26 protein-coding genes and 1 tRNA gene are annotated in these 26,382 nt (G+C 59.9%); 10 read left to right on the top strand and 17 right to left on the bottom strand.

Annotated features, from left to right (window positions below; translation table 11 throughout):
* The first annotated feature begins 4 nt into the window (after positions 1-4).
* The 3 genes from AC0V6U_RS13650 (at position 5) to AC0V6U_RS13640 (ending at position 5,449) form a co-directional block, all read left to right on the top strand.
* Positions 5-3,538 carry an efflux RND transporter permease subunit gene (locus AC0V6U_RS13650; protein ID WP_472643682.1) on the top strand — a complete coding sequence of 1,178 codons (3,534 nt, stop codon included), beginning with the start codon at positions 5-7 and terminating at the stop codon, positions 3,536-3,538.
* Between the two features lie 132 nt (positions 3,539-3,670).
* On the top strand, positions 3,671-4,894 hold the full coding sequence (locus tag AC0V6U_RS13645; RefSeq protein WP_472645772.1) for a DUF445 domain-containing protein: 1,224 nt from the start codon (positions 3,671-3,673) through the stop codon (positions 4,892-4,894).
* A gap of 78 nt (positions 4,895-4,972) precedes the next feature.
* Entirely contained in the window at positions 4,973-5,449 is a 477-nt protein-coding gene (locus tag AC0V6U_RS13640; RefSeq protein WP_472643681.1) for a flagellar biosynthesis repressor FlbT, read from the top strand.
* Here AC0V6U_RS13640 and AC0V6U_RS13635 read toward each other — a convergent pair.
* The 5 genes from AC0V6U_RS13635 to sucC form a co-directional block, all read right to left on the bottom strand.
* The gene (locus AC0V6U_RS13635; protein ID WP_486169496.1) at positions 5,446-6,318 is read right to left on the bottom strand and encodes an energy transducer TonB; all 873 of its coding nucleotides are present in this window, start codon (positions 6,316-6,318) and stop codon (positions 5,446-5,448) included. The genes AC0V6U_RS13640 and AC0V6U_RS13635 overlap by 4 nt on opposite strands.
* A gap of 86 nt (positions 6,319-6,404) precedes the next feature.
* The gene (locus AC0V6U_RS13630; RefSeq protein ID WP_472643679.1) at positions 6,405-7,340 is read right to left on the bottom strand and encodes an electron transfer flavoprotein subunit alpha/FixB family protein; all 936 of its coding nucleotides are present in this window, start codon (positions 7,338-7,340) and stop codon (positions 6,405-6,407) included.
* A gap of 32 nt (positions 7,341-7,372) precedes the next feature.
* Entirely contained in the window at positions 7,373-8,119 is a 747-nt protein-coding gene (locus tag AC0V6U_RS13625; protein ID WP_472643678.1) for an electron transfer flavoprotein subunit beta/FixA family protein, read from the bottom strand.
* Positions 8,120-8,474: 355 nt separating this feature from the next.
* Positions 8,475-8,741 carry a DUF6713 family protein gene (locus tag AC0V6U_RS13620; protein ID WP_472643677.1) on the bottom strand — a complete coding sequence of 89 codons (267 nt, stop codon included), beginning with the start codon at positions 8,739-8,741 and terminating at the stop codon, positions 8,475-8,477.
* Between the two features lie 139 nt (positions 8,742-8,880).
* On the bottom strand, positions 8,881-10,095 hold the full coding sequence (sucC, locus tag AC0V6U_RS13615; protein ID WP_472643676.1) for an ADP-forming succinate--CoA ligase subunit beta: 1,215 nt from the start codon (positions 10,093-10,095) through the stop codon (positions 8,881-8,883).
* A 110-nt stretch (positions 10,096-10,205) separates the two neighbouring features.
* On the opposite strand from sucC, the gene AC0V6U_RS13610 reads away from it, so the two are divergent.
* Positions 10,206-10,985 carry a 3'(2'),5'-bisphosphate nucleotidase CysQ gene (locus AC0V6U_RS13610; protein WP_472643675.1) on the top strand — a complete coding sequence of 260 codons (780 nt, stop codon included), beginning with the start codon at positions 10,206-10,208 and terminating at the stop codon, positions 10,983-10,985.
* Positions 10,986-11,096: 111 nt separating this feature from the next.
* On the opposite strand, the gene AC0V6U_RS13605 is transcribed toward AC0V6U_RS13610, so the two are convergent.
* Positions 11,097-11,795: a YiaD family glycine zipper/OmpA-like lipoprotein gene (locus AC0V6U_RS13605; RefSeq protein ID WP_472643674.1), complete on the bottom strand. Its 699-nt coding sequence runs from the start codon at positions 11,793-11,795 to the stop codon at positions 11,097-11,099.
* Positions 11,796-12,018: 223 nt separating this feature from the next.
* Here AC0V6U_RS13605 and AC0V6U_RS13600 point away from each other — a divergent pair, with 223 nt between their 5' ends.
* Entirely contained in the window at positions 12,019-13,329 is a 1,311-nt protein-coding gene (locus AC0V6U_RS13600) for a hemolysin family protein (protein WP_472643673.1), read from the top strand.
* A gap of 122 nt (positions 13,330-13,451) precedes the next feature.
* On the opposite strand, the gene AC0V6U_RS13595 is transcribed toward AC0V6U_RS13600, so the two are convergent.
* The 10 genes from AC0V6U_RS13595 to AC0V6U_RS13550 all read right to left on the bottom strand — a co-directional run bounded on the left by AC0V6U_RS13595 (position 13,452) and on the right by AC0V6U_RS13550 (position 21,651).
* A complete protein-coding gene (locus AC0V6U_RS13595) occupies positions 13,452-13,862 on the bottom strand; it encodes a DUF3035 domain-containing protein (RefSeq protein ID WP_472643672.1) in 411 nt (136 codons plus the stop codon).
* Positions 13,863-13,877: 15 nt separating this feature from the next.
* Positions 13,878-14,429, bottom strand: a complete 552-nt coding sequence (gene lspA, locus AC0V6U_RS13590) for a signal peptidase II (RefSeq protein ID WP_472643671.1) — start codon at positions 14,427-14,429, stop codon at positions 13,878-13,880.
* Between the two features lie 111 nt (positions 14,430-14,540).
* Positions 14,541-15,539: a class I tRNA ligase family protein gene (locus AC0V6U_RS13585; protein ID WP_472643670.1), complete on the bottom strand. Its 999-nt coding sequence runs from the start codon at positions 15,537-15,539 to the stop codon at positions 14,541-14,543.
* 28 nt (positions 15,540-15,567) lie between these two features.
* Complete coding sequence (locus tag AC0V6U_RS13580; RefSeq protein ID WP_472643669.1) at positions 15,568-17,595, bottom strand: isoleucine--tRNA ligase; 2,028 nt, start codon at positions 17,593-17,595, stop codon at positions 15,568-15,570.
* Between the two features lie 12 nt (positions 17,596-17,607).
* A complete protein-coding gene (locus AC0V6U_RS13575) occupies positions 17,608-18,546 on the bottom strand; it encodes a bifunctional riboflavin kinase/FAD synthetase (RefSeq protein ID WP_472643668.1) in 939 nt (312 codons plus the stop codon).
* A complete protein-coding gene (locus tag AC0V6U_RS13570; protein WP_472643667.1) occupies positions 18,546-19,070 on the bottom strand; it encodes a dihydrofolate reductase in 525 nt (174 codons plus the stop codon). Before AC0V6U_RS13570 ends, AC0V6U_RS13575 begins: the two co-directional genes overlap by 1 nt.
* Positions 19,067-20,152, bottom strand: coding sequence for a 5-(carboxyamino)imidazole ribonucleotide synthase (locus AC0V6U_RS13565; protein WP_472643666.1), 1,086 nt, complete (start codon positions 20,150-20,152; stop codon positions 19,067-19,069). Before AC0V6U_RS13565 ends, AC0V6U_RS13570 begins: the two co-directional genes overlap by 4 nt.
* Positions 20,153-20,161: 9 nt before the next feature.
* Entirely contained in the window at positions 20,162-20,656 is a 495-nt protein-coding gene (purE, locus tag AC0V6U_RS13560; RefSeq protein WP_472643665.1) for a 5-(carboxyamino)imidazole ribonucleotide mutase, read from the bottom strand.
* A gap of 7 nt (positions 20,657-20,663) precedes the next feature.
* Positions 20,664-21,350 carry a 2,3-diphosphoglycerate-dependent phosphoglycerate mutase gene (gene gpmA, locus AC0V6U_RS13555; RefSeq protein ID WP_472645771.1) on the bottom strand — a complete coding sequence of 229 codons (687 nt, stop codon included), beginning with the start codon at positions 21,348-21,350 and terminating at the stop codon, positions 20,664-20,666.
* Positions 21,351-21,492: 142 nt separating this feature from the next.
* The gene (locus AC0V6U_RS13550) at positions 21,493-21,651 is read right to left on the bottom strand and encodes a hypothetical protein (protein WP_472643664.1); all 159 of its coding nucleotides are present in this window, start codon (positions 21,649-21,651) and stop codon (positions 21,493-21,495) included.
* A 90-nt stretch (positions 21,652-21,741) separates the two neighbouring features.
* Between AC0V6U_RS13550 and AC0V6U_RS13545 the strand changes: the two genes are divergently transcribed.
* Positions 21,742-21,816, top strand: a tRNA-Thr gene (locus AC0V6U_RS13545).
* Positions 21,817-22,050: 234 nt separating this feature from the next.
* Here AC0V6U_RS13545 and AC0V6U_RS13540 read toward each other — a convergent pair.
* Positions 22,051-22,803, bottom strand: a complete 753-nt coding sequence (locus AC0V6U_RS13540; RefSeq protein ID WP_472643663.1) for an SDR family NAD(P)-dependent oxidoreductase — start codon at positions 22,801-22,803, stop codon at positions 22,051-22,053.
* A 142-nt stretch (positions 22,804-22,945) separates the two neighbouring features.
* Between AC0V6U_RS13540 and AC0V6U_RS13535 the strand changes: the two genes are divergently transcribed.
* The 4 genes from AC0V6U_RS13535 to AC0V6U_RS13520 all read left to right on the top strand — a co-directional run bounded on the left by AC0V6U_RS13535 (position 22,946) and on the right by AC0V6U_RS13520 (position 26,306).
* A complete protein-coding gene (locus AC0V6U_RS13535; protein ID WP_472643662.1) occupies positions 22,946-24,115 on the top strand; it encodes an acyl-CoA dehydrogenase family protein in 1,170 nt (389 codons plus the stop codon).
* Positions 24,116-24,158: 43 nt separating this feature from the next.
* Positions 24,159-24,713: a PH domain-containing protein gene (locus AC0V6U_RS13530; RefSeq protein ID WP_472643661.1), complete on the top strand. Its 555-nt coding sequence runs from the start codon at positions 24,159-24,161 to the stop codon at positions 24,711-24,713.
* Positions 24,710-24,907 carry a hypothetical protein gene (locus AC0V6U_RS13525; protein WP_472643660.1) on the top strand — a complete coding sequence of 66 codons (198 nt, stop codon included), beginning with the start codon at positions 24,710-24,712 and terminating at the stop codon, positions 24,905-24,907. The genes AC0V6U_RS13530 and AC0V6U_RS13525 overlap by 4 nt, the downstream gene beginning before the upstream one ends.
* Before the next feature lie 136 nt (positions 24,908-25,043).
* Positions 25,044-26,306, top strand: a complete 1,263-nt coding sequence (locus tag AC0V6U_RS13520; RefSeq protein WP_472643659.1) for a PH domain-containing protein — start codon at positions 25,044-25,046, stop codon at positions 26,304-26,306.
* Positions 26,307-26,382: the final 76 nt, after the last annotated feature.

Below are 26,382 nucleotides of genomic sequence, written 5' to 3'. Positions count from 1 at the left end.
CGCCATGGGTTTTCGGAACATCTCTGCTTGGTCAATCCGCAATCCAGTGATCCCGCTGGTTGCGTTCACCGCAATGTTCTTGGCGGGCCTGCTCAGCTTCAACAAAATGGATGTGGTGAACAACCCGGATATTGAGTTTCCGGGTGTGAACGTCACCATTTCTCAGCCCGGTGCGGCCCCGACTGAGATCGAAAACCAAATCACCCAGCAGGTCGAATCGGCGGTGCGTTCGCTCAATGGCGTGCGCAACATCTCCTCGACCGCGCGTGAGGGCAGCTCGACCACGTTTGTAGACTTTGAGCTTGGTATTGATCCCAATGTGGCCGTTGCTGAGGTCAAGAATGCGGTCGACAGCACGCGTGGCAACTTGCCAGACGGGATTTTGGAACCGCGGGTTAGCAAGGTCGATATTGCGGGCGGTTTCCTCGGCATTTACGCCGTTGAAGCGGACGATATGACGATTGAACAGCTCAGCTGGTTCATCGATGACACCGTTTCAAAACAATTGCTATCCGTCGAAGGCATGGCTGAGGCTGGCCGCTGGGGCGGGGTGAACCGCGAGATTGAGGTGATTCTTGATCCGGCGCGGCTGTCCGCGCTCGGCGTCACAGCCAGCCAGATCAACCAAGTCCTGCGCCTCGACAATGTTGATGCCGCTGGCGGCATGGCCGAGATCGGCGGCGCGCGGCAATCGGTACGCGTCCTGGGCAATACCGAAAGCGCGTTCGAATTGTCGCAGCGTCAGATCCGCCTCAACAATGGCACGTCGATCAAGCTGGCCGACGTGGCCCGCGTGCGCGATGGCTATTCTGAGCGGACTACGATCAGCAAAGTGCGCGATAAAGAGGTGGTGAACTTCTTCATGTCGCGCGCGAAAGGCGCATCGGACGTAACGGTTTACGAAGAAGCGCTGACCATCATCGATCAGATTGAGGCGGAGAACCCCGGGGTGAAATTCATCCCGCTGTTCAACACCGTCAAATACACAAAGGACCAATACACCAGCTCGATCTCTGCCATGGTGGAGGGCGCGGTTCTGGCCGTTGTGGTGGTGTTCTTCTTCCTGCGCGATTGGCGCGCGACGATGATCTCATCGATTGCAATCCCGCTGTCGGCGATCCCGACCTTCTGGTTCATGGATCTGATCGGCTTCAACCTCAACCAAATGTCTTTGCTGGCGCTCGGCCTGGTCGCGGGGGTCTTGGTTGATGATGCCATTGTTGAAATTGAAAACATCGTCAGACACATGCGAATGGGCAAATCCGCCTATGAAGCATCGATTGACGCGGCGGATGAAATTGGCCTGCCGGTTGTCGCGACCAGCTTTTGCATCATCGCGGTGTTCTTCCCCGTTGGCTTGATGCCTGGCATTACGGGTCAGTTCTTCAAAAACTTCGGCCTGACAGTCGTGATCGCGGTTTTGATGAGCTTGGCCGTGGCGCGGATGATCACGCCGATGCTGGCTGCATATTTCCTGCGCGCAGAAGGGCACGCCGCGCATGGCGAGGGCAAGTGGATGGATCGCTACATGCGTGTCCTCAACTGGTCGCTTGATAAGACGAAGATGCTGGAGCGCCGCGAAGGCGTGGACGCCCCGCGCTATCGCTGGCTCTATGTTCTGTCCTTGCTGCTCACGGTCTTTGCATTGCTTGCAGCGTCTGCGGCCGGATTGTTCATGAGCTTTGGCGTCGTCTCGGGCCTCGACATTCCTGCCAAGGTTGGTGCGCTCGTTTCCAGCGATCCAAACTCCTTCGCATTCGGCCTGGTCTCGAAGGTCTTCGAACTGCTGTTCCTGACTTTGGGTCTTGCCGTCGGCTTCCTTGCCGGTTGGGTGGTCTTTAAACTGATCCAATTGCTCAGCCGTTTCAGCAGCGGACAGTTTTCACACAGCGTGAAATACATGACCGCGCGTTTCTTCGACCACAGGGTTTGGATGCTGGGCGTAGGATATTTCGCGCTGCTGCTGACGATTTTGTTGATGCAGCAAACGCCGTTCCAGGCGTTTCCAGACATTGATGATGAGAATGTTCGGGTTGAGATCGAGATGGTCCCCGGCACCACGCTGGCAGATACCGAACGCGTAACCGATCAGGTTTCGGCCTTGATGTATGCGCAAGATGATGTGGAGCTGGCGCTGGAGCGCGTGCGCGAAGGCCAGGCGACCATGTTCGTCACCCTGAAGGAAGATCGCTCAAAAACCTCGGTCGAGTTTACCCGCGATCTGGCGCCAGAGCTGGCCCGCATTGCGGATGCGCGCGTCCGCTTCCAAAATGACAATGGACCGGGCGGCGGCGGCAGTGGGCGTGACTTTACGATCATGTTGGCGGGTTCTGACCCAGCCTTGCTCAATGCCACGGCGGCGAAGGTCGTTGAGGACATGCAAAAGCTCGACTCGGTGGTTGCGCCGCGTGTCAGCGCCGATATCCCGCGCCCGGAAATCATCATCCGTCCGCGCCAAGAACTGCTAGCGGATTTGGGTGTTTCAACCGTCGCGCTCAGCCAAACGATCCGCATCGCGACGATGGGCGAGATTGAGCAAAACTCGGCGAAATTCTCTCTCTCTGATCGCCAAGTGCCGATTTCGGTCAGGCTGCCGACTTCTTCCCGCGAAGATATGACGACGCTGGAAAATCTGCCTGTTCCAACAGCGGGCGGCGGATCTGTGCCACTTGGCACGATTGCTGATATCTCGTTCGGCTCAGGGCCAACCTCGATTCAGCGTTACAATCAGAACCGCCGCGTCTTCATCGGCGCGGACTTGGCCTCCGGCTTCCTGCGCGGTGATGTGAATGCGCAGATTGAGCAGTTGCCGACCCTGCAGGACCTGCCAACCGGCGTTATCCGCGATTCCATTGGCGCAGCGGATGTTGAAAACGAGCTCGCTGCAAACTTCAGCACGGCCATTCTCGCTGGCGTTCTGCTCGTCTTTGCGGTGCTGGTGCTGCTTTACAAGCGCTTGATGAGCCCGCTGGTGAATATGACCTCGCTTGCGCTGGCGCCATTGGGCGGGATTTTCCTCGTCTGGATCGTGGGTCAGCCGCTCTCTATGCCGGTGATGATCGGGATCCTGCTCTTGCTTGGGATTGTGTCTAAAAACTCGATCCTCTTGATAGACTTTGCGATTGAGGAAATGGCCGACGGCACGGATCAATTCAAAGCGATCATGGAAGCGGGGCATAAGCGTGCTCAGCCGATTGTGATGACCACAGTCGCGATGACCGCAGGCATGGTGCCAACGGCGCTGTCGCTGTCGGGTGACGGCGCATGGCGCCAACCCATGGGCGTTGTGGTGATTGGCGGTCTGATCCTGTCGACCGTGCTCACCCTGCTCATCGTTCCGGCTGGTTTCAGCCTGGCTGACAGTTTTGAGCGCCGCGCTGGGCCGTGGATGCGTCAACGCTTCCTCACCTATCGTCCCGGCGATGAAAACAGCAGCAACACCCCAGGGACATCTGACGCGCCTGAGGTGGGCGGCGAGCCTAAGCCTTCGGCGACTCCGGCAACGCGTTTGCCGCCCGGGGCCGAGCCTGCCGAGTGAGTGATCTCGCGCTAATGCCAGCCACAGTGTTGCAAATCCCAGCGGCATGCTAGGCGCGCGGCCATGTCTGATGCTCAGCCAATCCCACTAAAGTTCGGCGGCGAAGCGCTGACGGCGGACCGTGCGCGGCGTATGCGCTGGACGGCGACAGGGTTGCTGGGCGCGATGGCGCTGCTGTTCTTTACGACGCATCCCTATGTCGAGCTGCATCCGGCATGGGGCTATGTGAACGCCTTTGCTGAGGCGGCGATGGTTGGCGGCCTGGCCGATTGGTTTGCGGTCACCGCGCTGTTTCGTCATCCGCTGGGCCTGCCGATCCCGCACACGGCGATCATCCCTGAAAACAAAGACCGCATCGCCGACACTATGGCGCAGTTTCTGCAGGAAAACTTCCTGACCCCTGCGGTCGTGGCGCGGCGTATGGCGAGCATGAATGTCGCGCGCGCGGTCGGCGATTTCCTGGTGGCTCCGGCGCGCAGCGAGGATGGCCCTGACCCACGCTCCCGCATTACGGGAGGGGCCGCAGAATTGCTGGCTGAGGTGCTCGAATCGCTCGATCCTGACCGGCTGGGTAACCAAGTGCGCAGCGGGCTCGGCAATCAATTTGCGAAAATTGATATCTCGCCGCTGGTCGGCCGAATGCTCGAGAGCGCGATTGCCGATGGGCGTCATATGCCTTTGATGGATGGCTTCATCCGCTGGGCGGGCCTGACGCTGGAAGACAATGAAGAGACGGTTCGCGAAGTGATCCACGCGCGCGCCAATGCGGTGCTGCGCTGGACTGGCCTTGATGAGCGGATCTCCGGCTCTGTGCTGGACGGTCTCTACAAACTGCTGGCGGAGGTGCTGGTCGACCCCGAACACCCGCTTCGCAGCAAGATTGAGGAAGGGCTGGCGAAGCTCTCACAAGATTTGCAGCACGACCCCGACACACGCGAGCGCGTCGAGAGCATGAAGCGCGACCTTATCGAAAATCCCGCGGTGGCCGAATGGTGGATGGGCGTGTGGGAACGCATCCGTAGGTCACTAATCCGGCGCGCGCGCGAGGCTGACAGCGAGCTTGGCAATGAAATGCGCAAAGGCCTGTCCGAGCTTGGCAGCGCGCTTAAACAGGACGAACGCTTGCAGCTGCAGATCAACCGGTTTGCGCGGCGCACTCTCGTGGGCGTTGCGACCCGCTATGGCGGCGAGATTGTGACCTTGGTCTCGGATACAGTGAAGCGCTGGGATGCGACCACCATCACGGGCCGGATCGAAAGCGCGGTCGGGCGTGACCTCCAGTTCATCCGCATCAACGGCACTCTGGTGGGCGGGCTCGTCGGCATGACAATCCATTTCATCATCGGCTTTATGTAGCCAAAACTGCTGTGCCTGCGGGGAAGTACGCAGGCCCTTGGCAGCCCTCAGTTTGGCAATAGCCGTTAGCAACAGGGCATGCCCGTCAAACAGCCCGCTCCCGTTCCGAAGACGATCTCCCTTGCCGCTGGGGCGCAGGCGGTGATCAATGGCGCCTTGGTAACCGCGCTGGAGCCATGCCAGTTTGAGGTTGGCTCTGGCGCCTATGTGCTTACCGGCCGAGCCCTGTGGCGCAGCCAGCGTGACCGCTCCAGCAGCGCCGATGCGCTGTATTTTGCGATGATGGAAGCATGCTCTGCGCCCGAAGCCTTCGAGCCTGCTCGCTTCCGCTTGTTCGCCGCCCTCAGCGAGGTTGTGGCGCAAGACCGGACCCATGATGCGCAAAAGGAATGCGCTGCCTGTGCTGCGGCTCTGGTCGCCGGTGACCCAGAGGCCGCGCTAGCAAGTGCGCGCCGACTAGCTGAGGCGAATGCTGCGAAATCAAAGCGCACGCCGAGCTCTCGCGGAGCGCCCGCTCAGCGGAGGGCGCAGATTGTCTCAACCGGGACGGTCTAATTGCTAACTTTGTAAGTGATCGAGGTCAGATAGTACGATGCCATCGGCGCGCCATTGGCATCCAATGCCGACTCAAACTTAGCTTTAGTCATCTCTCTGCATGCGGGAGACTTAAGTGACTTGTTGATCGTTGTCTGATTAATCACGCAGTCGGTCATTTTGCCGGTTTCGTCGATTTTCAACCGCATTCGCATAATGCCCTGCTCGCCTTTGCGCAGCGCCGCACTTGGATACGTTTCTACGAGTCGCTGACCGATTGCCTGCTCATTTGTCCATTTCACAGCCTTCGTGGCGCTTTTGTGCTTTTCAACGTCAACGCCCCAGTCGCTGATCAGGCTCTGCGTACACTGATTGAGGACTTGGAACGCTTCGCCGAGTTCGCCCGTTTTGAACGTCACGCTGCGGTCGCGCTGCTTGAACTCGACAAATTCTGCGAGGCTCGCTCTTTCTGTGTTCAATTGATAAAGGATGCCAAGTTTCTCACCTTGGCTTGGTTTCTCGAGTGTCAGTCGGCTGTAAATGATAGCCTCGCCAATGCTCGCGATATTGCCCATGAATGGCTGTGTTTCCATTGGCTCTTGTGCCTCGAAAAACCTCACGTTGACTGGTTTGTTGGCGCGGAAACGATCAAAGCCTGGCCCAGATGCGGTGAAACTAAAGCTCGCGCTCGGCCCCCATTGCTCAAAGAAAAGGACATGGCGATTTTCTCCCTCGCCAAAGACGCGAGCAAGGCGGCATTTCTCTTCGTCAAAATCGACATTCCACTTGGAGCTAGGCTCAAGCACGACCGGCTCGGCCTTCGCATACGCTGGGCTCGCAGCACCCATCCCCAAAATGGCCGCCGCCAACATTCCCAATCCAAACCGCATCTTTGACCCCAAAAAGCAAAACCCTCGCCTCATAATAACGAGGCGAGGGTCTGCTTCAACCTTAAGTCTTTATGCAGAGCAGCGGCTTAGCCGAGCTTTTGCGTCAGTTCTGGCACTGCATTGAACAGATCAGCCACTAGGCCGATGTCTGCCACTTGGAAGATCGGTGCATCTTCATCCTTGTTGATCGCGATGATCACTTTGGAATCTTTCATGCCCGCAAGGTGCTGGATCGCGCCGGAAATACCGATTGCGATATAAACCTCTGGAGCGACGATCTTGCCGGTTTGACCGACTTGATAATCGTTCGGGACATAGCCTGCGTCCACTGCCGCGCGCGATGCGCCGATAGCTGCGCCAAGCTTGTCAGCCAGCGGGGTGATGACGCTTTCGAAGGTTTCGCTGTCTTTCAGCGCGCGTCCGCCGGACACGATCACGCCAGCGCTGGCGAGCTCTGGACGGTCGCCGCCATCAGCGATTTCGCTGCTGACGAAGCTGGAGATGCCAGCATCGCCTGGGCCGCTTGCGTCTTCAACCGAGGCTGATCCGCCAGTGGTCTCTGCTTTGTCAAAGGCCGTGCCGCGAACGGTGATCACCAGCTTGGGATCGGCGCTTTCGACGGTGGCGATGGCATTGCCGGCATAGATCGGACGGGTGAAAGTCTTGCCGCCTTCGACCGAGAGAATGTCGGAGATCTGCATCACATCAAGGTGCGCGGCAACGCGCGGCGCGATGTTTTTGCCGCTTGTAGTCGCCGGGGCGAGGAAGGCGTCATAGCCTTCCATTAGGCCAGCAACCAATGGTGCGACGTTTTCAGCAAGGCCATTTGCGTAAGCGGCATCGTCCGCCTTCAGCACTTTTGAAACGCCGGCAATTTGCGCGGCGCCATCGGCGACAGCGCCGCAATTGTGGCCAGCGACCAGCGCGGTCACTTCGCCCAGCTTGCCCGCTGCGGTAACGACAGCCAGTGTGGCGTCATTGACGGATGAATTGTCGTGTTCGACGAGAACCAGAGTGTTCATGCTCTTTATTCCTTATCCTGCTCAGGCGCGCCTCAGGCGATGCCCAGAGCCTTGATCTTCTCAACCAGCGCATCGACATCGGCGACCTTTTCGCCGGCCTGACGGACGGGCGGCTCAGCAACATTGGTGGTCGTGAGGCGCGGGGCCACATCGACACCGAAGTCGGCCGGGGTCTTGCTGTCGAGCGGCTTCTTCTTTGCCTTCATGATGTTTGGCAGCGAAGCGTAGCGCGGCTCATTCAAACGCAGGTCAGTGGTGACAATCGCGGGCAGCGTCAGCTTGACGGTTTCAAGGCCGCCATCAACTTCGCGCTTCACTTCGACGCTGTCGCCGTCAACCGCGACGGTGTTCGCAAACGTACCCTGCGGGCGGCCCATCAGAGCGGCGAGCATTTGGCCGGTTTGGTTCGAATCGTCAGAGATCGATTGCTTGCCGAGCAGCACGAGACCGGGCTGTTCTTCGTCCGCGATCGCTTTGAGGATCTTCGCAACGGCGAGCGGCTCAACTTCTTCATCGGTTTCGACCAGGATCGCGCGATCTGCGCCCATGGCGAGCGCGGTGCGCAGCGTTTCTTGAGCCTTTGCAGGGCCGATCGATACAGCGACGATTTCTTCGGCTTTGCCAGCCTCTTTGATGCGAATCGCCTCTTCGACAGCGATTTCATCAAATGGGTTCATGCTCATTTTGACGTTGGCCAGATCAACGCCTGTGCCGTCGGCCTTAACGCGCGGTTTCACGTTATAATCAATCACCCGTTTGACGGGGACGAGGATTTTCATCGCAGTTCCTTCCTTATGGCGCCTAGGCGCAAATCTACTGAAAACCGCCCTAGCTTGCGTTTACGTAAACGTCAAGCAGCGCCGGAGTCCCAAGTGCATGTTTCGCGGGCAGTCCTCGCGCGCTGATCGCTCAAGGTCAAGCCTGCCTTTTTGAGAGCTTTGCAGGTAAGGTTGCACGCAATGAAACAGGGAAAGCCGGAGAGTGGGCATGAATGACATGCTCACGTCCCCTCTGTTAGCAGTCGAGCACTGCGTGGTGTATGATGCTGAGGTGCGCTGATCCAAGCACGCTTGTTGAAGGGCTTGTCGAAGCGGTGCGAATGCAATCGGGAGATGAGCTAACTGCTGCTCCGTCTTAGGTCGATGACCTAGAGCGGCGATGCGCAGATTGCGCGACCAGATAGATCAATCCGAAACCTCCCGCTCCCCCGATCAACAGGTTCGAATCCCAAGAATCAAAAGTGTAGTCTGGATGCTCTGAAAAGAGCCAATGCAACCCAACATGCACCGCGCAAAAGGCAGCGAACGCCAACCTGGATATGCGCGCCAATGCGGGCGGCGCCTCCCAGAAAAGGTACGCCAAAGCTGCAAAGATTGGCACATGCAAGAGCGTAAATACCATTCGGCCTGACGTATCATCGAGCGATGAAAGTGCCTAGGCAAAATCCGCCATTCGGCATGAAATACGGCGTCCATTTCATGAACGAATAGGCAAGCGAAGGCCAAGAGGAAGGCTATCCTCTCGGCTTTCGCGATAGCCATTAAGCCGCCTGCTTAACCTCTGCGACGATCTTCTTCGCAGCGTCGCCCAGATCGTCCGCGGCCACAATCGGCAGTCCGGAGTTAGCGAGGATGTCCTTGCCCTGTTGGACGTTCGTGCCTTCTAGGCGGACCACCAGCGGGACTGAAAGATTCACATCTTTCGCCGCTTGCACGATGCCGTCAGCGATAATGTCGCATTTCATGATCCCGCCGAAGATATTGACGAGAATGCCCTCGACCGCTGGATCTTTCAGGATGATCTTGAACGCGGCAGTCACTTTCTCAGTGGTTGCGCCGCCGCCTACGTCGAGGAAGTTGGCTGGGAACGCGCCGTTTAGCTTGATGATATCCATCGTTGCCATGGCAAGGCCTGCGCCATTGACCATGCAGCCAATGTTTCCGTCGAGCTTGATGTAGGCGAGGTCATACTCTGACGCTTCAACCTCGGCTGGATCTTCCTCGGTCTCGTCGCGCATCGCCTCGATGTCTTTGTGGCGATAGAGCGCATTGCCATCAAAGCTCATCTTGGTGTCGAGCACCAGCAGATCGGCCTTGCCCTCGGCATTCGGCTTGGTCTCAACCAGCGGGTTGATCTCCAGCATTTCGCAATCGCTCGCCGTGAAGGCGGCATAGAGCTTGGCGGCGAGTTTTTGACACTGCTTGTTGAGATCGCCTGAGAGTTTCAGAGCGAATGCGACCGCGCGGCCGTGATGCGGCATGAAGCCTTGCGCTGGGTCGATGGTGATCGTCGTGATCAGCTCAGGCGTGTTGTGCGCCACGTCTTCGATATCCATGCCGCCTTCGGTGGAGGCGACCATGGCGACCTGACCGCTGGCCCGGTCAACCAGCATGGCGAGGTAATACTCGCTTTCGATATCAACGCCGTCGGTCACATACAGGCGGTTGACCTGCTTGCCCTCTGCCCCGGTCTGAATGGTGACGAGCGTGTTGCCGAGCATTTCCTTCGCGTGGCTCTCCACTTCATCGAGCGAGAATGCGAGGCGCACGCCGCCTTTTGCGTCTTCTGGCAGTTCCTTGAACTTGCCCTTGCCGCGTCCGCCAGCGTGAATTTGCGCCTTTACGACATAGAGCGGCCCGGGCAGCTGCTTGGCACCGGCGAGGGCTTCTTCCACGCTCATCGCGGCATGGCCTGCTGGCACGGCGATCCCGTGTTCTTTTAGCAATTCCTTGGCCTGATACTCGTGAATGTTCATCGCTGGCTGTCCTTAATTCGTAAATGCGGGGAGATAATGTTGGTGCGTGCCTAAGCATGGATTCACCGGCTTGAAAAGTGTGGTTTGTACGGCCACGACTAAACGCTCACATGATTGATCGAATTCGCCTTCAAGAAATCGTCCGAGAAGCGGGCCGGATAGCGCATTCGCGCTGGCCAGGTGATGGCCATGCGCTAAGCACTTGGGAGAAGACGCCGGGTGATCCGGTGAGCGAGGCCGACCTCGAGGTTGATGCCTTTTTGAAGCGAGAGCTGGGCGCGCTGCTGCCTTCGGCGGGCTGGCTGTCCGAAGAGACCGTGGACGATCCGGGGCGGCTGGATAATGACTTGATTTGGCTGGTGGACCCGATTGATGGCACGCGCGATTTCATTCGTGGGCGGCCGGGCTGGGCGGTGTCGGTGGCTTTGATCAGCGCGGGACGGCCCTTGATCGGTATGCTGGCCGCGCCTTCACGCGGGGAGGAATGGATCGCCGAGGCAGGCAAAGGCGCGACGCTGAATGACCAAGCGATCACGGCTTCACGGCGGACCGAGTTTTCCGGCGCGCGCATTCCAATTGATCAATTGCCTAGTCCTGATTCTGATCTGGTGATTGTTGAGAAGCCCAATTCGATTGCGCTGCGCATTGCGATGGTGGCGGCGGATATGGCGGATTTGGTCGCAACCTTGCGCTGGGGCTATGAGTGGGACGTGGGCGCTGCGACCTTGATTGCGCGGGAGGCTGGCGCGCAGGTTTCCGATGCGTTTGGCGCGCCGCTTGGCTATAATAAGCGGGATCCGCGCGCCTTTGGGGTGCTCGTGAGCTCGCCAGAGATTCATGGTGCGGCGGTGGAGCGGATTGCCGAGCGGGCCAGGGATTTGTCCAAGTAGGTCGCAAGCAAAAGGCTTAGCCAAGCGAGCGGATGCGAGCGCCGGTGCTTGAAGCTAAAAAAGAAGGGCCAGGTTTCCCCGGCCCTTCTCGTTGGTCATAGAGGCAAGCGCTTATTGCCCAGCGCGCGCTGCGTTCACATCGTCTTGGCTGATCGGTACGATCTTGATCTCGACCCGCCGGTTAAGCGGCTCGTTGACGTTGTCGCCGGTCTTCACGCGCAGATAATCATAGCTTTCGCCAAAGCCTTGGGTGGCCATCCGGCTGCGCGCGACGCCGCGCGATCCGAGGTAATCGGCAACCACTTGAGCGCGCTGTTCTGACAGGCGTTGGTTCAGTGCATCAGAGCCGGTGGTGTCGGTAAAGCCGTACACATCGACGAGGCTGTTGGGGTATTTGATCAGGCTGTCGGCCACGGTGTTGAGCGTGTCGTAGAACCCGGGATTGATGTCGGCTGATCCGCTGGCAAAGGTCACGCCGTCGGGCAGGCGCACCAGAATCGCGTCTTGATCGCCGATTTCCTCGACATCCACGCCGCTGCCTGCGGTCTGCTCGTCGAGTTCCTTGATTTGGTCGTCAAATTGCTTGCCGATCACAGCGCCGGCAGAGCCGCCGATGCCTGCGCCAATGATGCGGGCCGTATCGCCGCCGACCACGCCGCCGAGCAAATAGCCCAGAGTGCCGCCCAAAACCGCGCCGATACCGGTGCGTGAGACCTTCTGCTGTCCGGTGTTAGGGTCCGTGACGCAGGCGCTGGTGCCGAGCAGCGCGATGGCTGCCGTGCTCGATAGGAAAATTCTTGCTGTTTTCATTGTCGTTGTCCTCCTCGACGGCTCGAAGCTCGCACAGATGGGGCTTCGCGCGCAAGTGTCAGCGCCCAAAGCTGCGCTGATCTGGCGTGCATGTGCCTTGGCCTGCTTTTCGGCAAGCTGAATAGGGTTAATTCTTGTAAACCATAACTCGGAGTGGTGGTTTTTAAGCGCACGCACACGAGACCGGCTGGCAAGGCTGAACAATTGTGCTAGCGGATAGGGCGTGACCCCCTTTCCTTGGCCAGACCTGTTCATCATTTTCGGATTGATCGTGCTCAATGGCGTGTTCGCCATGTCAGAGCTTGCGATTGTTTCGGCGAAAACCGCACGCCTTAAGGCAAAAGCAGAGGATGGCTCCGCTGCGGCGAAGACCGCGCTGGAGCTGGCCGCTGATCCGGGCAAATTCCTCTCTACCGTTCAGATCGGCATCACCTTGGTGGCGATCATCACCGGCGCTTATTCGGGTGCCAGCCTGGAGGAGCCGCTGGGCGAGCGCCTGGTGCCGCTGGGCGTGCCAGCGGATATGGCAAGCGATGTTGGCTTCGGTATCGCGATTGCGGTGACCACCTATCTCAGCCTGGTGATTGGCGAGTTGGTGCCAAAGCAGCTCGCGCTGCGTTCCTCGGTGCCAATCGCGTTGGTCATGGCGCGGCCGATGGCTTTTATCGCCCAGATTGCTGCCCCGCTGGTGTGGTTGCTTGATAAATCTTCCGCCGGGATCATCCGCCTGTTCGGCATTCGCAAAGGCAGCTCCAATTCGGTGACCGCCGAGGAATTGCAGATGATTTTCGCTGATGCGACCCGGTCCGGCGTGATCGAGGCGGAGCAGCATCAGATCCTGACCGGTGTTGTGCGTCTCGCCGAGCGGCCTGTGCGCGAGATGATGACGCCGCGCACAGAGCTCGACTGGATTGATATCGGCGCGGATGAAAAGGCGATTAAAGCCGCGATTGAAGACAGCCCGCACTCGCTGCTGCCGGTGGCCGATGGCTCGCCCGATAATGTGCTGGGCGTGGTCAAAGTGCGCGAAGTGCTGGCCAATATGGTGGCGGGTGAAGAGGTCTCGCTGAAAGATATGATGCGCAAGGCCGAGGTCGTCCCGGATCAGCTTGACGCGATGGATGCGCTGCGGGTGCTGCAGCAGGCCGATATCGCGCTCGCCATGGTCCATGACGAATATGGCCATCTTGATGGGATCGTCACGCCGGTTGACCTGCTCACTGCGATGGCAGGCAATTTTGTGAGCGATAAGGACGAGGGCGATGAGCCTGATCTGATCGAGCGGCCTGATGGCTCTCTGATCATTTCTGGTGCGATCTCAGCGGATGCTTTGGCGGACCGGCTTGGCCTCGATTACGACGATAGCCGAGAATTTGGCACGGCCGCTGGCTATGTCCTGTCCGTGCTTAAACGCCTACCGGTCGCAGGCGACACGTTCAGCGACCAGGGCTGGCGTTTCGAGGTTGTGACAATGCACCGCCGCCGGATCAGCAAGATCCTGGTGCGGAAGTCGCCGGAGCCAACCGAAGGGTGAATTTCTTGGAAGGGCGGCTCGACGACGCCGAAGGCGCCGCAAGGGCGCACGCACGCCCGCAGCGGCGCGACCTTCAGGTCGCGTGAGCGAGGATATCGCAAGCGCGGATGCGCTTGCGCAAATTAACCAGGTACGACCGTCTGAGCCGATGCGCCGTCGCCCTCTGGCGCAGCGATGATGTCCCGCGTTACGCGGCCCTTAGCGACTGTGTTGGTGCCTTCATCGCCCACTTGTGATCGGATGCCCGGCGCGGCGGCGCCGGCACGGTCAAGCGCGCTGGTTTCCACTTGGCTGCGCTCAGCAGGACCGCCAAAGATAGCGTCCAATGCTTGCTCAGAGGCGGTGCCATCGGCTGGACGCGGTGCGCCCGGCGCAGGAGGCGCGAGGTTGAAATCTGGCGGAACCACGAGAGGTGCCTGGCGCTGAACGGCGAATTCATCAGGCCGCTCGCGGTTGAAAATGCCCGAGCCTCCGCACGCGCCCAGCATGGCGCTGGTCGAAATCAGAAGGATGGCAGTTTTGTAGGCACGCATTGCAAATTCTCCGAGTCAATTCTCAGCTGGCCGCTCAGCGTTAAGCTCGCTGGCTGGCTCTTCAGCGGTTTCTGTATCACTCTTATCGCTCGCAAAAAAGCTGCGAATAAGGATTACGACCACGCCGATGGTGATAGCGGCATCGGCGACGTTGAAAACAAGGAACGGGCGAAACGTGCCGATATGCAAATCGGCATAGTCGATCACATAGCCAAATTCATAGCGGTCACGGATGTTTCCGATCGCTCCGCCCAGGATCATGGCGAGGCCAATGATGTCACCCATCAACCGCTCTCGCATGATCCAGACCAGCACGACCAGCGCGATCAGCGCGGTCATCCCGACCAGCGCCCAGCGCATTTCCATGGTTTGCGCGGTCAGCATCCCGAGCGAAACGCCGCGGTTCTCGACATAGGTGAGGTCGAAAAACGGCAGCAGCTCGATATTGCGCACCTCGCGCAAGGCCAGCGGGCCGATTACATACCATTTGATCAGCTGATCCACGCCCGCGATGATGATCGCCAGCACCAGGCCGATTATCCGGTTGCGGGTGAACAGGCCGCTCATGATTTTTTCTCGTCATGCTGAACTTGTTTCAGCATCCATCGCCGACTCCACCTGAGTGAAATAGCGCTGGGGATGGACCCTGAAACAGGTTCAGGGTGACGGGTCTGTTCGTTATTCACCGAGCACCTCCGCACAGCGTCCGCACAGCGCACCTTCCTCAGGCACGTCAGGCAGCAAGCGCCAGCAGCGCCCGCATTTCGCGTGGGATGTTTTGACGACGGTCACCTCGTCCCCTTGGCCGCGACTGACTGTCGCAGTGATGAACAATTCGGCGAGCTGTTCGTCGCTCACGCCTTCCGGCACCGCGCTGGCGGGCACAGTTACCTCGGCCTCCAGGCTGGAGCGGATGGTCTTTTCGCGCCGCAAGGGCTCAATTGCTTCGGTCACGCGCTCGCGCAGAGACCGCAAGGCTTCCCATTTACTAGTGTCGGCGGGCACTGTCGGAATGCTCGGCCATTCGAGCAAATGCACGCTGCCGCCTTGCTCGCCATCCTCGGGATAGCGGCTCTGCCACACTTCTTCCGCGGTGTAGACCAGCACCGGAGCGGCGTAGCGCACCAGCGCATGGAACAGCAGGTCGAGCACGGTGCGATAGGCGGTCCGGCTAACCGAGTTTTCGCCGTCGCAATAGAGCGTGTCTTTGCGGATATCGAAGAAGAAGGCCGAGAGGTCTTCGTTGCAGAAATCGACCAGCAGGCGCGTGTAGCTGTTAAAGTCGTATTCTTCGGCGGCCTTGCGCAGCTTGGCGTCGAGATCACCCAGCAACGAGAGAACATAGATCTCCAGCTCAGGGATTTCGCCGCCGTCCGACATATCGCCGACAAAGCCATCGAGCGCGCCGAGCATATAGCGGAAGGTGTTGCGCAGGCGGCGGTATTGATCGCCCACGCCTTTGAGGATTTCATCGCCGATCCGGTGGTCTTCGGTGAAGTCCACGCTGAGCGCCCACAGCCGGATGATATCCGCGCCATATTGCTCCATGACCTTTAGCGGATCGATGGTGTTGCCGAGCGATTTCGACATTTTCTTGCCGGCCTTGTCCATGGTGAAACCATGGGTCAGCACTTCGTCGTATGGCGCGCGGCCGCGCGTGGCGCAGCTTTCCAGCAAGGAGGATTGGAACCACCCGCGGTGCTGGTCAGACCCCTCGAGATAGAGGTTGGTCGAGCCAGGTCAGATCCGGCCAGCGGTCCGATCCCAGCACGAATGCGTGGGTGCAGCCGCTGTCGAACCATACGTCCAGAATATCGGTGACCATTTCATAGTCATCCGGGTTGTGATTGGCCCCGAGGAATTCGGCTTTGCGGGCCTCTTCCCAGGCATCGACGCCCTCTGCGGTGACGGCGGCGACGATGCGCGCGTTCACCTCTGGGTCTTGCAGATAGGTGCCATCGGGTCGCACAAAGAGCGTGATCGGCACGCCCCAGGCGCGCTGGCGGCTGAGCACCCAATCGGGGCGCCCCTCGACCATGGAGCCGATGCGGTTCTGGCCCTTGGGCGGGACGAAGTTCACCCGCTCAATTTCCGACATGGCCCTTTCTCTCAACGTCATGCCAGCGGAAGCTGGCATCTCGGGTGTCTGAGAGTTGTCGCCAGAGACCCCAGCTTTCGCTGGGGTGACGGACAAGGCTGCATTGTCCTTTGCCGCCGCCTCTATCTCTTCGATGCTCGCAGAATGTAGCGCCGAAGGTCCTGCGTCATCCAAAACCTTGTCCATCGGCACAAACCATTGCGGCGTGCAGCGATAAATCACCTTGGCTTTGGAGCGCCAGGAATGCGGATAGGAGTGCGCGTAATCGGCAGAGGCGCTGAGCAAGGCGCCCGCTTCGCGCAGATCGTTGCAGATCGGGCCATCGGGTGCGTTAAACGGCTTGTTGATGACAGCGCGGCGGCGCGCCTTGCCGTCCGCATCCAGGTCATCCGCCCCTAGCCACGGCCAATCATCGCGATAACGCCCATCATCCATCACCGCGAAAACGGGGTTGATGCCGTTGGCCTTGCACAGCTCAAAATCATCCTCGCCGTGATCGGGCGACATATGGACCAGGCCGGTGCCGCTGTCGGTGGTGACGAAATCGCCCTCAAGGAAGGGGCGCGGCTTGGTGTAAAATTCGCTGTCCGGGAATCGATCCGCCATCGGGTGTTTGGCGATGGTTCCGGCTAGGTCGGAGCCAAGATGACGCGACACGCCAGACAGCATAACAGCTGCACCAACTGCGGCATCCAATCTCTTCTGAAATGCCGGCAGCAAGTCGCTGGCGATAAGGAATCGCTTTCCGAGAACGCCAGACGCGCGCTGCCATGCATCGTCCAACGCTTGTTCGCGATCGCCTCCACGACCCGTTCGGCTTATTCCTGTTGGCTCCAACACCACGTAACGCACATCTGCCCCGTAAGCCAAAGCCTGGTTCACCGGGATCGTCCAAGGCGTCGTTGTCCAGATCACCGCATGCGCGCCGACCAGTTCGGGCACGTTCGGGCATTCCGTGATCTCAAACGCCACATCAATCTGCGGGCTGTCGGTCAGGTCTTCATATTCGACCTCCGCCTCGGCCAGAGCGGTCTTTTCAACCGGGCTCCACATGATCGGTTTCGATCCGCGATAGAGGTTGCCCGCCTCTACAAACTTCATCAGCTCGGCAACAATCGTTCCCTCTGCCTGAGGGTCCATGGTGAGGTACGGATTGTCCCAATCGCCCATGATGCCAAGGCGTTTCAGCTGCTCACGCTGGGCATCGACCCATTTCTGCGCATAGGCGCGGCATTCGGCGCGGAATTCCTTTGGAGGAACCTCGTCCTTGTTCTTCTTTTTCTTGCGGTACAGCTCCTCAACCTTCCACTCGATCGGAAGGCCGTGGCAATCCCAGCCCGGCACATAGGGCGCATCCTTGCCCATCAGGTTCTGCGTGCGGCACACCATGTCTTTGAGGATGTGGTTCAGCGCATGGCCGATGTGCATGTCGCCATTGGCATAGGGCGGGCCATCATGCAGGATGAACTTCTCGCGACCGGCGCGGGTGTCGCGCATGGTGCGGTACAGGTTTGCCTCCTGCCAGCGCGCGAGAATACCCGGCTCCTTCTGCGGCAGGCCGGCTTTCATCGGAAACGCGGTCTTCGGCAGGAAGACGGTGTCCTTGTAATCTCGCTTTTGGGTTTCTTCGGTCATTGTTGGCCTAATCTACGCTTTCGGCGCGCTTAGAAGCCTTCGCGCTTCCTCGCAATCCTTGTCCATCTGAGCGATGAGATCATCGAGCGTATCGAACTTCGCCTCGCCGCGCAGGAAGTGGTGGAAGGCGATTTCGATTTCCTGACCATACAGGTCGCCGGAGAAATCGAAGAAATGCGGCTCCAGCAATTCCTTTGGCGGTTCAAACTGAGGACGGATGCCCATGTTCGCCGCGCCTTTGAGCTCTTCGCCGGTGGCCAGCACTTTGCCGGTCACGGCGTAGACACCGTATTTGGGCCGCAAGTAGCTTTCGACATGGAGATTGGCGGTGGGATAGCCGAGCTCGCGCCCGTTTTTGTCCCCGTGCTCTACAATGCCGCGGATCGCGAAGGGGCGGGTGAGCAGCTCTGCGGCGAGTTCCGGCTGGCCCTCGCGCAAGGCCTCGCGAATGCGGCTGGAGGAGACAATCGCGCCTTCTCCCTCGACCGGGGAGACGATCCGGCTTTCCAGACCGTGCTCGCCGCCAAAGCCGCGCAGCAGATCGACATTGCCCTTCGCGCCTTTGCCAAAGGTAAAGTCGCCGCCGGTCACCACGCCATGCGCGCCAAAGCGCTTGATCAGGATCTCAGTGATGAAATCCTCTGCGCTGGTGCCGGACAGCTCCGCATCGAAATGAAACACCAGCATCGCAGTTGCGCCTGCGCCCAGGTACAGCTCTTGGCGCTGCTCCAGTGTGGTCAAGCGAAACGGCGGGGCATCGGGGCGGAAAAAGCGCACCGGATGCGGGTCGAATGTGGCGATGATCGAAGGGCGACCTTCGGCGTGCGCCCAGTCTATCGCCTCACCCGCCACCGCCTGATGCCCGCGGTGGAAGCCATCGAAATTGCCCAGCGCGATGATCGCACCGCGCAGCGCCTCGGACACAGGTTCACGGTGATCGAGCCAGCGCATTATGCGTCCGCGCCTTGCGTATCCGTGCGGCCATGCCGGTGATAGGTGAGGAAGGAGTAGGCCGGGTGATCACCCTCGGCTGGAAAGTCTTCGCGGGCGGTGACTCCCCATTCATCGCCAATCGGCTTCATAAAGGTGTCGCCGGCATATTCTGCGTGGATTTCGGTAACTTCGATCCGGTCGGCATGCGGGCGAAAGACGTCGTAAATCGCCGCGCCGCCAACCACGGCGATCTCGCCGGTTTCATTGCCTTCGCGGGCCAGCTCCAGCGCTTCGTCGATGGAATGCACCACCTCTGCGCCGCTGCTGTCCCAGCGATCGCGCCGGGTCAGAACAATGTGGCGGCGGCCGGGCAGCAGGCCGGGCAGACTTTCAAAGGTCTTGCGCCCCATGATCATCGGGCGGTTCATGGTCAGCGCCTTGAACCGCTTAAGGTCCGCGGGCAGGTGCCAGGGCAGCTTGCCGTCCTTGCCAATCGTGCCGTTTTCGGCGCGGGCATAAATCAGGAATATCTCTTCGCTCACGCGCTGGTCGGTCCCGCTTCATGGCTGACCCGGGTGACATGGCCCATCTTGCGGCCCTCGCGGGCCTCGGCCTTGCCATAGAGGTGCAGATGCGGCTCGCCGTCCTCGGCCAGCAGAGTGTGCGCCTCCAGCGCGTCTTTGCCGATAATGTTGCGCATTTCGATGCTGGCAAAGCGGGTTTCGGTGCCGCCCAGCGGCAGGCCGCAAATCGCGCGAATGTGGTTCTCAAACTGGCTGGTGGCCGCGCCCTCGATGCTCCAATGGCCGGAATTGTGCACGCGCGGGGCCATCTCATTGAACACCGGGCCAGCCTTCGTCGCGAAGAATTCGAGGGTTAGGACACCGACGTAATTCAGCGCATCGGCGACCTGCCCGGCGATGCCGCGTGCGGTCTCAACCTGCGCCTCGACCAGCGGGCCAGCGGGCAGGACGGAACTGCTCAGCATGCCGCTGTCATGGGTGTTGGTGGTGGAATCCCAGAACCGGATCTCGCCATCATATCCGCGCACGAGGATCACCGAAAATTCGGTTTCAAAATCGACCATGCCTTCATAGACGCAGGCGACACCGGGGAAGCGGATGCCGTCGGCGTCATGCGCGGAGGCGACGCGCCATTGGCCCTTGCCATCATAACCATCGCGCGCGGTCTTAAGGATACCGGGCGCGCCGACCATCTCGAGCGCTCGGGCAAAATCCGCATCATCTTCAACGCGCTTGTACGGGGCGGGCTGCGCGCCGAACCCTTCGACGAAGCTCTTTTCATTGAGGCGGTCTTGCGCGACCTCCAGCGCCTTCGGTCCGGGGGCCAGCATTGTTTCTGGCAAAGCGTGCACCGTGGAGAGCGGGACGTTCTCAAACTCCCACGTCACCACATCGCACTTGGCGGCAAAGGCGGCGAGCGCGGCGGTATCGCTCCAGTCATTCTCGAAGAAATCCGTGCAGACGTCGCGCGCTATATTGTCGCCTTTGGGCGCATAGCCGACGCAGCGATAGCCAAGTTGGAGCGCGGCAACCGCCAGCATTCGGCCCAGCTGACCGCCGCCCAAAATGCCAATGGTCGAGCCGGGAGGAAGCGTTCTCATGGCGCCCCTTTAGTCCTGCGGCGTTTCAGTGACGGCGGCGCTGCGCGCGGCGCGCCAATCTTGCAGCCGCTGAGAGAGGCCTTCGTCCGACAGCGCCAAAATGCTGGCGGCGAGCAGGCCGGAATTGGTCGCGCCCGCCTCGCCAATCGCCAGCGTTCCGGTGGGCACACCAGCGGGCATTTGCACGATTGAGAGAAGGCTGTCCCAACCCGATAGAGCCTTGGACTGAACCGGCACGCCGAGAACGGGCAGATGCGTCATCGCCGCGATCATGCCGGGCAAATGAGCCGCCCCGCCAGCGCCTGCGATAATCACGTCGAACCCTTCGCCTTCAGCGCCTTTGGCAAAGGCGGCCATCCGGTCAGGTGTGCGGTGGGCCGAGACGATCCGCGCCTCATGCTCCACTTCCAGCTCTTCGAGAACGTCAGCCGCGCGCTTCATTGTGGGCCAATCCGATTGGCTGCCCATGACGATGGCGACTTTGCCGGTATTATCCTTGGCCATATGCGCCTCAGCTGTCCTTCAAATAGTACCGCTCGCCCGGAACCATGGCATCATCGAAATCATAGATGATTGGCTGGCCGGTGGGAATCTCGAGCCCGGTGATGTCCTCATCTGAAATGTTCGACAGGTGTTTCACCAGCGCGCGCAGCGAATTGCCATGCGCGGAAATGATCACGGTCTCGCCGCTGGCCAGCACCGGCAGGATCGCGCTTTCCCAATAGGGCAGCACGCGCTCAATCGTGAGTTTCAGGCTCTCGGTCTGAGGCACATCGATACCGTCATAACGCGGGTCTGCGCCGGGATCATATTCGCTGCCCGGCTCAATCGGCGGGGGCGGCGTGTCAAAGCTGCGGCGCCAGATATGCACTTGCTCATCGCCGTGCTTGTCGCGCGTTTCTTGTTTGTTGAGGCCGGTCAGCCCGCCATAATGCCGCTCGTTCAGCTGCCAATTCTTGGTCACCGGCAGCCACAACAGACCGGCTTCTTCCAGCGCAAGGTTGAGCGTTTTGATCGCGCGCGTTTGCAGCGAGGTGAAGCAGGTGGTCGACACCACGCCTTTTTCGCGCATCAGCGCGCCTGCGGCTTTGGCCTCGGCAACGCCTTGCTCTGTCAGGTCAACGTCCCACCATCCGGTGAAACGGTTCTCCAGGTTCCACTGGCTCTGGCCGTGGCGCACGAGAATAAGCTTAGGGATGGTGTTTCTCCGGATTTCCGCTTTGCTGTTCCGAGCCACCCGCTCCCTCCGCCCTTCCGCCCGGACACTTTCGGATACGATCCGGGTGGAAGGGCGGAGGGAGTGGGTGGCTCCGGTTGCCCATAAATTTACGTCAAACCCACTAGCCCCCGGCGTCGTCCTTGGAAACCCTGCTTTCGCCCGATTCGCTCGCGGGGCTGGCAAGATCGCGTCCTTGCGCTTTGCGGCGGCGCAGATTCTCTCGCAATTTCGCGGCCAAACGCTCCTCGCGCGACAGATTGTTGCTTTTGGTGTCACTCATGCGAAACGCCTTGCCGATATCGGGCCTCAGGTTCAAGCGCCGCTTGACATTGGCGCCGCACCCAACGATAGGCGCGCGTCTTGAACAGGCGCCGCGGTAGCTCAGTGGTAGAGCGCGTCATTGGTAATGACGAGGCCGAGAGTTCAATTCTCTCTCGTGGCACCATTTTCTTTTATTTGTGTTCCGCATCCCATCCGGGATGCGATGTCCTCGGGCCCCAACGGGTCTGTGGGCGCGCAGTCGCGCTTGCGACGCCTGCGGCGTCGAACAGTTCAAGATAAGTGGCGTGGTCGCGGAGCTCGGGCGCATGGCGATCGCAAGGCCGCCTGGCCGCCCGCAGCGATGCGATCTATGATCGCAATGAGCGAGGATGTCGCGGCGCGGATGCGCTGCGCTAAACTACAACGCCTGCCCGTCATCCAGGACGAAATCCGCGCCGGTGATAAACTGCGCCGCGTCTGAGCAGAGCATCAGGATTACCGGGTCCAAGCCCTCTTCGCCCATCAGACGCTGCTTTGGGAAACGTTTTACCTGACGTTTGCCAGCATCGGTTTCGAACCAATCGTTGTTGATGTCTGTGCGGATGTAGTCGGGCGAGATAGTGTTTACGCAAATGCCGGTGCGCGCCCATTCCTTTGCCATGCTGCGTGCGGCCTGAACCACGCCCGCTTTACTAGCGGAGTAAGCGACGAGTCCCGGCGAGGCTTCAAATGCGGTGATGGAGGCGATCATAACGATCCGGCCATTGGGCACGCCCGCCTCAATCATCCGCTTTGCCCCTTCGCGCGCGGTCAGGATTGCGCCTTTCAGGTTAATTGAAAGCGTGCGTTCTATTTCATCTTCGGCCTGCTCGGTCGCCATGCCCTGACCATCAATTCCGGCGTTGGCGATGACAGTGTCGACAGTGCCAAAGGCGGCCTCTGCCGCGTCATAACCGGCGATGATATCCGCCTCGCGCTCGACATCCATCGTGATAGGCGTAGCCTGATCGCCGATTTCGCTGGCCAAGGCCTCGAGCCGGTCCTTGCGCCGCGCGCCAAGCGCAACATTCGCGCCGCTGGCCGCCAATATCCGGCCAAAGCGCATGCCCAAACCCGACGATGCCCCAGTGATCAGCGCATTGCGCTCGCTCAAATCTGCAGAAATGCTCATGCGGCGGACTATGGCGATGGAGGCGGATGGCCGTCTACCGATTTCTTTTAAGTGGCCGCGTCTTTGTGAGGCTTCCCTTGCGCAAGACCCGCTCTCATGCGCTAGGAAGCGGCGAATGCGAACACCGCCTTTGAGGACAGCCATGGACTTTAATCTGACCGATCAGCAGCGCGAGCTGCAGGACACTGCGCGCAAATTTGCCCGTGCAGAGCTGCCAGAGCTGGCCCGCGACATGGAGACCAATGACTATCCCGTGCCGCCGGAAATGCTGCGGACATTTGGCGAGATGGGGTTCCTGGGCGTCAATCTGCCGGAGGAATATGGCGGGCTGGGCCTTGGCCATATTGAGGCGCTGATCGTGCTGGAGGAATTTGCGCAAGTTTCCAACGCGGTCGCCTTTCCAGTGTTTGAGGCGCTGACCGGGCCAGTGCGCACGATTGACCGGTTTGGCTCGCCAGAGATGAAGGCGCGCATTCTGCCAGAGGTGATCAAGGGCGAGAAAATTGTCGCGGTTTCGATGTCAGAACCGGATGCCGGAACGGCGTTGACGGACCTCACAACCAAGGCCGTCCCGGACGGAAACGGTTATGTCGTCAATGGCTACAAACGCTGGACCAGCGGCGGCGGGCATTCTGACTATTACGTCACCTATTGCCGCTTCACCGATGATCCGGGCGCAAAAGGGATCGGCGCGATCCTGCTCGAAAAAGACATGCCGGGCCTGCAATTTGGCAAGCGCGAGGAGCTGATGGGTTTTCGCGGCATCCCAACCGCTGACTATGCGATTGAAGATGTGAAAGTGCCCGGCGAGAACGTGATTATCGGCGCGGGCGGCTTCGGCAAATTGATGAGCGCATTTGGGCTGGAGCGCTGCGGCAATGCGACCCAGAGCCTAGGCGTTGCGGCGGCGGCGCTGGAGCAAGCACTCGCATACACGCAGGAGCGCGAGGCGTTCGGCAAACCAATCGTCGATTTTCAAGCCGTACAGATGAAGCTGGCTGAAATGGCGATGAAGGTCGATGCGGCGCGTCTGCTCATCCACCGCGCGGCAGTAAACGCCTCCAGCAATCCCGATGGCCTGCCCAGCGTTTATGAGAGCAGTCTAGCCAAATGCTACGCCAATGAGATCGTGCGCGATGTCGCCGCGCTCGGGATGCAGGTGATGGGCGGATATGGCTATCACAAGGATTACGGAATGGAGCAGCGGCTGCGCGATGCCTATGCTTGGGGGATCGCAGGCGGCGCAATCGATGTGCAAAAGACCAATATCGCCAGCGCCATGGTGGGCCGCCGATTCAATCAAAGGGCGTAATTGGGACTTGTGCGGCGCGGCTGTACTGCGCATCTAAGGCACTATGGACACACCCGATACAATTCCGACCCCTGCTACATCTGTACCGGCCGCTAATCCTGCCGCGCAAGAGGTCGCTCCGCATGATGACGCGGCGCTGACGCAGCTGCACCCGAATTACGTCCATGCCCTGCGTTTGACCGCCATGCTCACGGCCATTCCCGTTCTGATCGGCGGGCTGGTGTTTGAGGCGGCGATTGTCGAGGAAACGCCAATTCCGGCTGGCGTTGTGATGAGCGTTTTGCTGGTCCTCTCGCTCATCTTCATCATTCGCGTGCCGATGCGCCGCTTTCAGGCGCGCGGATATAATATGAGCGCCGACCGGCTGCGCGTGGTGCGCGGGATCTTGTGGAATTCTGACACGGTCGTGCCGTTTGGCCGGGTTCAGCACATTGATGTGGATCAGGGCCCGATTGAACGGTTCTTCGATCTGGCGACCCTCACCGTACACACGGCGGGCAGCCACAATGCATCAGTGCATTTGCCGGGGCTCAACAAGGCGCTGGCCGACGACATGCGCGAGGATATTCGCGCGCATATCAAGCGGGATACAATGTGAGCGGCGAGGTGACGGGCGAGGTGAGCACCGATGGCAGTGGCACTTCTGCCAGTGCGCCAAGCGCCGCGCCTGCAGATACGCAAGCTGCTGGAATCGTGCCTCAGCGCACCGCCCCGCTCAGCGTCGCCTTGGGCGTAGTAAGCGGGCTCAAGAACGCGGTTCTGCCGCGCGGCCTTTGTCGCTTTCAGCAGTAGCAGCAATTACGCCATTCTTATCGCGCTCGGGCTCGCCGCGCTGATCTTCGCGGTCAGTTTTGCGCTTGGCTATATCAGCTGGCGCAAGCTGACCTACACCGTTGGCGTTGAAGACATTCGGGTCGAAAGCGGACTGGTGTCGCGCACGGCGCGCTCGGTCCCGTTTGAGCGCATTCAAGACGTCAGCCTTGAGCAGAAATTGCTGCCCCGCCTGTTCGGCCTTGTATCGGTCAAGTTTGAAACCGGCGCGGGCGGCGGTGAGGATTTGTCGCTTTCCTTCCTGACTGAAGACGAAGGCGAAAGGTTGCGCCAAGTGGTGCGCGAACGCCGGGCCGCTGAAACCGCCCCGGTGGCGGCGGAAGGTGCGAACGAGGCAGTGACCGCCCAAGTGGCCCCGCAGGATGAGACCGCTGAAGCGCTCTTCACCATGGGGCCGCGCCGAATTTTCATCTTTGGCTTGTTCAGTTTCTCGCTCGCTGTGGTTGCCGTCCTGTTCGGTTTGACCCAGCAATTTGAATTCCTCCTGCCGTTCGATCTGTGGGATTTTGAGGCCTGGGAAGAACGGCTCATCGGGCAAAGCGATGCGCTCTCAAGCCTTGGGCGTAGTGCGCAGATCGTTGGCGGGATCATCGCTGCGTTCTCGCTGATCGTCTTGGGGATCGCGACGGGCCTGATTCGAACGGCTTTGCGCGAATGGGATTTCCTGCTGGAGAAGACGCCGCGCGGGTTTCGGCGTCGCCGGGGCCTGCTGACCAAAACGGACGTCGTGATGCCGGTTCACCGGGTGCAGGGCATCAAGATCGGTACGCGCTTCATCCGCTACCGGTTCGGCTGGCATGGCCTCAAATTCATCAGCCTAGCTCAGGATGCGGGCGCATCGAACCACGATGTTGCCCCGTTCGCGCAGCTGGATGAGATCGCGCCAATCGTTGAGGCCTCCGGGTTTCATCTGCCGAGCGAGGATGCGGAATGGCACCGGGCCGCGAAGAAATACCGCTTTGACGGCGCGCTGATCGATGGCGGTGTGTTTCTGCTTATTGCTATACCGGTGGCGATCTTTGCGCCGCCGTTTTTTGTGCTGATCCCGCTGGTTCTCTCAGTGTTGTTTGTCTTTGCGGAGTTTTATTCCTGGCAGTATAAGCGTCATGCGCTCGATGATAGCCAGATCATGTCGGTCAGCGGGCTGTTTTCACCCAGCAGCACGATCGCCAACCGCGTGAAACTGCATTCGGTGGAGATCAGCCAAGGCCCGATTGCTCGCAAACGCGGCTATGCCAGCTTGGATTTCGGCTTGGCTGAGCGGCAGTTTTTCGATCTCTGGCGTCCCGCTGGAGCGAGCCCGCGAGGTCCGCGCCGCCGTGCTCGAAACGATTGTGAGCAAGGACTTCTCTCAGCTTGAGAATGGTTAGTTATCTGGTCCTAGCCACCCGCGCCCTCCACCCTTCCACCCGGATTGTGTCCCGGTAGGCTCCGGG

This window comes from Erythrobacter sp. W36, assembly GCF_057364935.1.
Note: the sequence above shows the minus strand (reverse complement) of the source record. Positions and strands in the feature narration are given on the sequence as shown.

Excerpts from the sequence above, each read along its gene's own strand:
- AC0V6U_RS13650 (WP_472643682.1), top strand. The coding sequence starts at position 5 with ATGGGTTTTCGGAACATCTCTGCTTGGTCAATCCGCAATCCAGTGATC.
- AC0V6U_RS13645 (WP_472645772.1), top strand. The coding sequence starts at position 3,671 with ATGCGCTGGACGGCGACAGGGTTGCTGGGCGCGATGGCGCTGCTGTTC.
- AC0V6U_RS13640 (WP_472643681.1), top strand. The coding sequence starts at position 4,973 with ATGCCCGTCAAACAGCCCGCTCCCGTTCCGAAGACGATCTCCCTTGCC.
- AC0V6U_RS13635 (WP_486169496.1), bottom strand. The coding sequence starts at position 6,318 with ATGCGGTTTGGATTGGGAATGTTGGCGGCGGCCATTTTGGGGATGGGT.
- AC0V6U_RS13630 (WP_472643679.1), bottom strand. The coding sequence starts at position 7,340 with ATGAACACTCTGGTTCTCGTCGAACACGACAATTCATCCGTCAATGAC.
- AC0V6U_RS13625 (WP_472643678.1), bottom strand. The coding sequence starts at position 8,119 with ATGAAAATCCTCGTCCCCGTCAAACGGGTGATTGATTATAACGTGAAA.
- AC0V6U_RS13620 (WP_472643677.1), bottom strand. The coding sequence starts at position 8,741 with ATGGTATTTACGCTCTTGCATGTGCCAATCTTTGCAGCTTTGGCGTAC.
- sucC (WP_472643676.1), bottom strand. The coding sequence starts at position 10,095 with ATGAACATTCACGAGTATCAGGCCAAGGAATTGCTAAAAGAACACGGG.
- AC0V6U_RS13610 (WP_472643675.1), top strand. The coding sequence starts at position 10,206 with ATGATTGATCGAATTCGCCTTCAAGAAATCGTCCGAGAAGCGGGCCGG.
- AC0V6U_RS13605 (WP_472643674.1), bottom strand. The coding sequence starts at position 11,795 with ATGAAAACAGCAAGAATTTTCCTATCGAGCACGGCAGCCATCGCGCTG.
- AC0V6U_RS13595 (WP_472643672.1), bottom strand. The coding sequence starts at position 13,862 with ATGCGTGCCTACAAAACTGCCATCCTTCTGATTTCGACCAGCGCCATG.
- lspA (WP_472643671.1), bottom strand. The coding sequence starts at position 14,429 with ATGAGCGGCCTGTTCACCCGCAACCGGATAATCGGCCTGGTGCTGGCG.
- AC0V6U_RS13580 (WP_472643669.1), bottom strand. The coding sequence starts at position 17,595 with ATGACCGAAGAAACCCAAAAGCGAGATTACAAGGACACCGTCTTCCTG.
- AC0V6U_RS13575 (WP_472643668.1), bottom strand. The coding sequence starts at position 18,546 with ATGCGCTGGCTCGATCACCGTGAACCTGTGTCCGAGGCGCTGCGCGGT.
- AC0V6U_RS13565 (WP_472643666.1), bottom strand. The coding sequence starts at position 20,152 with ATGAGAACGCTTCCTCCCGGCTCGACCATTGGCATTTTGGGCGGCGGT.
- purE (WP_472643665.1), bottom strand. The coding sequence starts at position 20,656 with ATGGCCAAGGATAATACCGGCAAAGTCGCCATCGTCATGGGCAGCCAA.
- AC0V6U_RS13550 (WP_472643664.1), bottom strand. The coding sequence starts at position 21,651 with ATGAGTGACACCAAAAGCAACAATCTGTCGCGCGAGGAGCGTTTGGCC.
- AC0V6U_RS13540 (WP_472643663.1), bottom strand. The coding sequence starts at position 22,803 with ATGAGCATTTCTGCAGATTTGAGCGAGCGCAATGCGCTGATCACTGGG.
- AC0V6U_RS13535 (WP_472643662.1), top strand. The coding sequence starts at position 22,946 with ATGGACTTTAATCTGACCGATCAGCAGCGCGAGCTGCAGGACACTGCG.
- AC0V6U_RS13530 (WP_472643661.1), top strand. The coding sequence starts at position 24,159 with ATGGACACACCCGATACAATTCCGACCCCTGCTACATCTGTACCGGCC.